Here is a 7,209-nt window from a genome sequence, read left to right as displayed (position 1 = left end):
CTACCACGCGCCAAGGGAGATCGAGAAAATCGCGGAAGCAGCTTAATAAAAGTGTCCGCTACGACTTGACCAGAACAGCCTACCCCGGCTTAGGGCAAGCCACAGTAGCAGCGGGCCTGCGCAGCGATATCCCCCTGCTTCTGGGCATTGCGCTATTTACTGCACTGTTTGTTAGTGTCGGTAATATGACCGCCGATGCTCTTTACGGCGTTATTGACCCACGCATGAAAGCGGGTGGCCCATGAAACAGGCTCAGCTCCGCCACTATATCCAGCCAAGGTTTGGTACCCAGCCGCGCCTGCGTGCCGCGTTCAGTCTCAGCATCACTATTCTACTGGTAATCGGGCTAGTCGCTAGCCAGTGGCTATTGGGTGATTCACCGCAGCAGATGCAGTTTGATGCTCGCTTAGCCCCGCCTAGCGGCGATCACTGGCTAGGCACCGATGCCCTAGGGCGAGAGCTATGGGCGCGCACCCTCGCGGGGCTAGCGCTAAGTTTTTGGGTGGGCTGTTTGGCAGCGCTGTTCAGTACCCTGATTGCATTGAGTCTCGCTGCACTTGCCTCCATGTCACGCCGTTTGGATGCATTGGTCAGCCTGTTAATCGATACGCTACTCAGCGTGCCACACCTGATTTTATTAATGCTGATTGCATTTGCCCTTGGCGGCGGCACTCAGGCAGTGATTATCGCCGTTGCGGTTACTCACTGGCCCAGCCTAACCCGCGTACTACGTGCCGAACTGCTACAGCTGCGTCAGGCGCCCTACGTGCGTATCTCGCAAGCCCTGGGTAAGTCACGCTGGTTCGTACTCTATAGCCATATGCTGCCCCATTTGCTGCCCCATTGCCTGGTCGGCGCCCTATTGCTGTTTCCTCATGCCATATTGCACGAAGCGGCGCTAACCTTTCTGGGCTTTGGGCTAAGCCCTAGCCAACCCGCCATTGGGGTGCTGCTGGCCGATGCGATGCGCTACTTAAGCGGCGGCTATTGGTGGCTGGGGGTATTTCCAGGTTTAGGGCTTCTGCTAATGGTGCTTGGCTTCGAACGCTTGGCCAGCCACCTACGCAGGGCACTTTAGCCACTGCCCGCCCCTTTGATGAAAGGTTTAAGATGCTAATTATTGACCAATTATCGCTACAGCTACCCTACTACGCTTCTTGGTGGAAGCGGGACTGGGCAACCTGCTTAGAGGAACTTTCGCTGCGTTTCTCAGCAGGCGATGTGCATGCTGTAGTGGGAGCATCAGGCGCTGGCAAAAGCCTGCTTGCCTACGCGGTTATGGGCTTACTTCCCGCATCGGCACGCTTAAACGGTCAGCTCTACTACCACGGCAAGCCACTTGATGCAGCGCGCCAACACCAACTTCGCGGCCGTGAGCTGGCACTTATTCCCCAGTCGCTGAAGGCCCTCGACCCACTGGTACGTACGCATCGTCAGGTAGCCTGGGCGGCCCAGCGTGCTGGTTGGCCTGCAATGAGCGCCTGGCGATCTGCCCAGCAAGCCTTGGATCATTATCGGCTAGATAGCCGCGCTCAACAGGCCTTTGCCCATGAGCTTTCTGGCGGCATGGCTCGCCGAGTATTGACCGCCATGGCCCACGTCAGCCAGGCACAATTCATCATTGCCGATGAGCCCACCGTCGGCCTGGACCCACAACAACGCCAGCGAGTGCTGGACGCGCTGCGTGCACTTGCCGACCAAGGCAAAACCGTAATGCTAATTACTCACGACCTACGCCATGCACTGTCAATTGCTGATCGGGTTACCATTATGCGCGACGGTAAACAGATCGAAACCGCTTGCGCTTCAGCTTTTAGTGGGTCGGGCTGCTCGCTGACCAGTTCTTATTCTAGGACTCTGTGGCAAGCGCTACCCGACAATAGCTTCTTGACCAGTGCTGTCAGCCAGATGCAACAGCATTCACAAAAGGAGGTGAACGTTGCTTGAAGCACGCCAGCTTAGTTTTCAGTTTGCATCCAACGAGCCGTTGATTCAGTCTGTTTCACTGACGCTGAAGGCTGGAGAGTGGGTAGGACTAAGCGGTGATTCCGGGGCTGGCAAATCCACGCTAGGGAAACTACTGGCAGGGTATTTAACACCACAAACGGGAGAGGTATGTCTGGAGGGTACGGCGCTACCGAAAAACGGCCTACAGCCCGTACAGTGGCTACCTCAATCACCAGAGTTAGCAGTTAACCCACGTTGGCGGGTTGGCAAGATACTTCGTGAAGCCTGGAGGCCCTCGGAAGCACAGCAACAAGCCTTTGGAGTACAACCCCATTGGCTGTCGCGCTATCCTCAGGCGCTATCCGGAGGAGAGTTACAGCGGATATGTGTGCTACGCGCCTTAGCACCAGGAGTGCGCTTTCTAATCGCCGATGAGATTTCGACCATGCTTGACCCGATTACTCAGGTTGAACTTTGGCGGGCGCTAAAAAAGGAGGCTGAAAAACGCCAGTTTGGTGTGCTGGTGATTAGTCACGATACCGCCCTATTGGAACGGCTATGCCCACAGCGTTACCACTTAAGCGGAGGTAAATTAAAGCAATGCAGTGAACAACTAGAGCAATGCAGTGACCCACTGTTGCCAAGATAGGTTGAACGTTAGCAAACACTTTTTTAGCTAACTAACTGGCGACGTTCAAAACGCCATAGAGCGAAAGCAATCATCAGCGTTATGCTCAGCAGTAACCATGAGCCGACACTTACCCCCGGCCAGCCGGCCCAACGCCAGAACGGCTCTAGCCAAAAACCACCCAAACTGGCACCCACGTAGTAAAACACGAGATAGAGCGCCGAAGCGCTACCCCGTGCCCCCTGGGCATAGCGTCCCACCCAGCTAGAAGCAAGCGAGTGCGCCAGAAAAAAGCCGAAAGCATTGACACTTAAACCAACGATAATCAGCACCAGCGAACTCGATAGGGTGATCGCCGTGCCCAGCATCAAAATCACTACCCCCACCATCATGCATGCTGCCGGGGAGAAGCGACTGGCTAGACGCCCGGAAATCATGGAGCCGAAGGTGCCTCCCAGGTAGGTCAAAAAAATCAGCCCCAACCCGCTGGCGGCAAGTTGATACGGCTCGGCCGCCAAGCGGAAGGTGATATAGCTGTATTGATTAATAAAAACCAGGAAGTTAATACCGCCCAAACAGTAGGCAGCGAGCAGTACCGGATTGCGTAAATGCCCCACTAAGCTACTGATTGCTTTGCGTAGCTCAAACCGCTGAGGGGTAAAAGCACGACCACGGGGTAGGAGCCGCCAAAACACTACGCAGCCAATAAGTGTCATCACACCCACTGCTAAAAATGCAGCAGTTGGGCCACCCAAATCGGCTGCAACACCGCCCACAATTCGCCCACTGATTCCCCCTAATGAGTTGGCACCAATATACAGCCCCACTGCGCTCAGTAGGGCTGCCTTGTCAAACTCATCACCCATCCAAGCAATGGCGACTGCAGGCAAGCCACCCAGCACAAAACCCTGCAGTAAGCGCAGCAATAACAAACTTTCAAAGGTGGGTGCAAAAGCCAGCGCTAACGAAAGCACGCCCGCAAACAACAGCGTAATGCGCATGATGGCTTCACGCCCGATCGCATCGGAGAGCGGCCCGAATACCAACAGTGCCAAGGCTAGGGAGAGCGTCGATACGGACATCAACAAGCTAACACCCAAGGTGGATACCTGATAAGCATCCTTTAGCCCTGGCAGCAGCGGCTGGGGCACGTACAAATTGATAAACACAAGAAACGACCCCAAACACAGGGCCGCTGTCGCGCGCCACCAGGCGCGCGTCCTAACTTCAATCATGGCATATCCAAACTTAGCGTCGCTTCCAGCTAACTGTGATTGGATACTGTTATTGGATGCTGCTACTACCCAGCTGAGCAAGATGCGTTGGCTCTAAGGCACGGCGCGATTGCCAGTAGTGACGCTGCCAATAGCTATTATCCAGACTGGAAATAATCACCCCTTGCGAGGTGGAAGCATGGAGGAAATAGCCATCCCCCACGTAAATACCCACATGATTATAAGCTCCTGGTGGGCGGAAGAAGACCAGATCGCCCGCCTGCAGCTCTTGGCGGTCGATCGGGCGTCCCTCATGTACTTGATCCTGGGTGGAACGGGGAAGCTCTAAGTTAAAAGTGTCCCGAAAAACGTTGCGTACCAGTGCTGAACAATCGATGCCACGCTCAGATGTACCTCCTATTCGATAGGGCGTCCCCGCCCATCGCTGGTGCTGCGCTAGCAAAGCTTGTCGAACAACAGTAGGTGGAGGTGTCTGAATACTACGCAATTGACCAGATGAGTTATCAATTGGTGACATTTGCGGATTGAACCCTTTAGCCATCCCTGGAAGAGCCATCGAAAAATAATCTTCGGGGGGCTCCATATTCTGGCGAGCACCAGAGCTTGCACATCCAGCTAAAAGAGCAACAGCTACACAAACACTTACAACACGGACAGCGGTCACAGCGGGGTGTGGCAACGCAACCATGCGATTAACCTCGTAACATTATGGACGGTAAAAGAAAATGGAACATGACAAAACTCATTTTTCCCAGGCTCAAGACTATAAGCTAGTTATCCTACGTTTGGCGAGCATCAATGTAATGTGCGTTGATCGCCAGGTAATGTATCAATATGCAGCGGCGCAAAATGACGCGGCTTGTTGCCAGGAAAATCGAGGCTCGACCAGGGGCCTGCTAACACCGGCGCACCACACAACCAAGCGACCATTGCCTGACGGAACCCGGCTAAAAAGCTTTCTCGCTCTGGGGTTTCCCCCATAAAGAACGAGAACCCTGCGTACATACCTTCGGCGTACTCCTGCCAGCCTGAGTAGTGGTTAGCAGCCAGCTGATATGCGCGGTCTAGTACATCTGCAAAAGCGTGCGGCTCTAGCCAGCCAAGCTGGCGCGCCGCAATGGCAAGATCCACCAGCTGGGCGATATCCCAAGCGGCCATATCCACATCATTGCAGCCATCTTCGTTACTACGCACACGGCATAGCCGCAGCAGGTGATGCTGCTCCTCTTCAACACAATCGCCAGACTCCAAAATAGCGATCTCAGCGTCTAAGCGCTCAGGGTTGAGCGTGTAGGGCGCATAGTTGATTTGGTACTCCTGCCGGTCGCCTGACTCCAGCATGAACGTTAAAAACTCCTGCATGTCGTTAGCGCTGCTTAAGTGGTAGTGGCTTTCTACCCACTCGCGGATGTCTGCACACTCTCGCGGGCTTTCCAGCTGGGGCTCACTCCACACCGCGCTATTTAGCGGTCCCACTAACGACATCGCAGTGAAGCGGCTCAACGTTGGCCGTTCACCAGGCTCACACCAAGCATCGTGACGCCAATCAAGCCAATGAAATAGGCTACCGGGATCCTCAAGGTGCCACGCAATCTCATTAATCAACGAATCGTGTTCAGGCTCGGGTAAGCAACTTTCCCAGGCAAACCATGCGTCTAGCAAGCGCTTAGGAGTGGCATAAAAGCGGCATAGGCAGCTACGTAGAGCACTCGCATACTCCATCAAAGGTGCTTGCTCAAATAGCCCGCTATCCAGTGCCATGTGAAGATAAAATGCAAACTTCTCCGCCATGTGAATTGTTGCTGCATGGCGGCTGACCCCTTTCACTGCGTTACGCTGCTTTAGCTCATCGGAGGTCGGTTGGCCAAATGAGGTTTGTGACGGCGGCATTACACCGTGCACCGCATCAGCGGCCAGTTGATTAAGGTGATGCGCCTGGGCAGGCAGCCAGTAACGTGCCAATGCTTGGTGGCCTTCATCCGCGTGTAGGCCTAGCGAATCTTGAAGATAGACCGCCGCATCGGCACGCCGTTGCTCGGCTATAGGAGCTGATGGGTTAAGCTGGCGTAGCATTACATCCGGTTCTCGTACCCCCGCTAAGGCTAACAGCCAATGGTGCGATGTATTGCGCCACTGCTTAATACGCAGTTGGCTGGCACTTCGGGTGGCATCGTCCAATAGCGTTCCGATGGGGTGCTTCCATGGGCTATGGGGTGCCTGCATCAACAGCTTGTGCCGAGCATTGGGCGTCATGCCTCGACGATCAACTCCTTCAAATAGGCTCTGGCCACGCATGTAGGCTTTCAGTACGGCGTGCCAATCGTGGTAACGGCGCCCTATTAAGTCAGCCGCATGAGCAGCAAGATCGTCGGCCTCGTCTTGACTTAGCCAGTCACAGCAAGCTCCAGCCCAGGCTAGTTCGACCACACGCAACCAGTCCCAGGCTGCCCATTCAAGAGGCTCACCTTGGTTAACAAATTTATTAAGCACCGGTGCATAGGGTGAGTCTTCAACCACACTACGCTGCCACTCTAGGCGCTGAGCATTATCCATGCTCATTAACTCACAGGCTTCAATATCCCAACGCTGGCGCTCACCTTGGGCACTTAACCACAAGATCACTTCCAGCAATTGCTCTCGGTCACCTACCTGCCAAATGCGTTCCAACCATGCCCGAGCGTCAGGCCAGTCCACGGAACTTGCTGGATAACTAATCACCGGTCTAAATAGTGCACATAGGCGCCAAGGCTGGGCCGCGGGTATTTGTGGCCATAGTGACTGAAGGGCTGGCATATGTAACAACGCCTCTACAAGCGCCTCCCAGGTAATCCCCTCGCCTTCACTTTCAAGGTCGGCCAATGCTTGACAGGCATCTATAAAGCGATCATCAGCGCCGGTTTCCCAACCTTTCGCCCCCAGTGCGCGGCGTAGATCAGAAAGCCAAGCCCGTAGGTCACTATACTCAGAGGTAATGCGGCGCGTTACATGATGCGCCCAGCTGGAGGCCTCTTCTTGGGTTAGCCAGCCCGCCGCCCCCGCCAACGCCGCCCATTCAAGTGCGCCTAGCAGCCTGTCAGGCTCACCAGAAGAGGCTCCCAGCCCATGGAAAAGCTGGTCTGCTAGCTCTCCCCTGTGCGTAATACCCAACTGCAATAGGCGATGTTCAGCCGCACCTGCATCCACCGCCAGCGGGTGCGGAGTAAATGCCCAATCACACAGCACTAGCTGTTGGGCCCACCAGGCATGTAGTGCGTCGACCAAAAGACACCTCGAGAAACATGATACGAACGATGAAAGCTAAAGCGACCACCACGCGGCCACCTTTAAAGGCGCATTAGTGTAACGGAAAGTATTGCCAAGACCGATAGCCAAGCCACCATTCGTCCAAAACAGTACCGC

Annotated in this window: 7 protein-coding genes; 4 read left to right on the top strand and 3 right to left on the bottom strand. The window is 54.8% G+C overall.

What is annotated here, in order from left to right; genetic code table 11:
- The 4 genes from CPA45_RS14540 to CPA45_RS14525 form a co-directional block, all read left to right on the top strand.
- Positions 1-245, top strand: a 245-nt coding sequence (locus tag CPA45_RS14540; protein WP_244287616.1) for an ABC transporter permease subunit, incomplete at its 5' end; no start/stop codon positions are given.
- Positions 242-1,078 carry an ABC transporter permease gene (locus tag CPA45_RS14535; protein ID WP_096652642.1) on the top strand — a complete coding sequence of 279 codons (837 nt, stop codon included), beginning with the start codon at positions 242-244 and terminating at the stop codon, positions 1,076-1,078. The genes CPA45_RS14540 and CPA45_RS14535, both read left to right, overlap by 4 nt.
- Before the next feature lie 32 nt (positions 1,079-1,110).
- Complete coding sequence (locus tag CPA45_RS14530) at positions 1,111-1,947, top strand: ATP-binding cassette domain-containing protein (RefSeq protein WP_096652640.1); 837 nt, start codon at positions 1,111-1,113, stop codon at positions 1,945-1,947.
- A complete protein-coding gene (locus CPA45_RS14525) occupies positions 1,940-2,596 on the top strand; it encodes an ABC transporter ATP-binding protein (protein ID WP_096652638.1) in 657 nt (218 codons plus the stop codon). The genes CPA45_RS14530 and CPA45_RS14525 overlap by 8 nt, the downstream gene beginning before the upstream one ends.
- A gap of 23 nt (positions 2,597-2,619) precedes the next feature.
- On the opposite strand, the gene CPA45_RS14520 is transcribed toward CPA45_RS14525, so the two are convergent.
- The 3 genes from CPA45_RS14520 to CPA45_RS14510 all read right to left on the bottom strand — a co-directional run bounded on the left by CPA45_RS14520 (position 2,620) and on the right by CPA45_RS14510 (position 7,071).
- Positions 2,620-3,810 carry an MFS transporter gene (locus CPA45_RS14520; RefSeq protein WP_096652636.1) on the bottom strand — a complete coding sequence of 397 codons (1,191 nt, stop codon included), beginning with the start codon at positions 3,808-3,810 and terminating at the stop codon, positions 2,620-2,622.
- A 49-nt stretch (positions 3,811-3,859) separates the two neighbouring features.
- The gene (locus tag CPA45_RS14515; protein WP_096652634.1) at positions 3,860-4,498 is read right to left on the bottom strand and encodes a C40 family peptidase; all 639 of its coding nucleotides are present in this window, start codon (positions 4,496-4,498) and stop codon (positions 3,860-3,862) included.
- Positions 4,499-4,605: 107 nt separating this feature from the next.
- Positions 4,606-7,071, bottom strand: a complete 2,466-nt coding sequence (locus CPA45_RS14510) for a DUF1266 domain-containing protein (RefSeq protein ID WP_096652632.1) — start codon at positions 7,069-7,071, stop codon at positions 4,606-4,608.
- Positions 7,072-7,209 lie beyond the last annotated feature (138 nt).

The sequence above is a fragment of the Vreelandella nigrificans genome, assembly GCF_002374315.1.
In the GTDB taxonomy this organism is placed as follows: Bacteria; Pseudomonadota; Gammaproteobacteria; order Pseudomonadales; family Halomonadaceae; genus Vreelandella; species Vreelandella nigrificans.
Note: the sequence above shows the minus strand (reverse complement) of the source record. Positions and strands in the feature narration are given on the sequence as shown.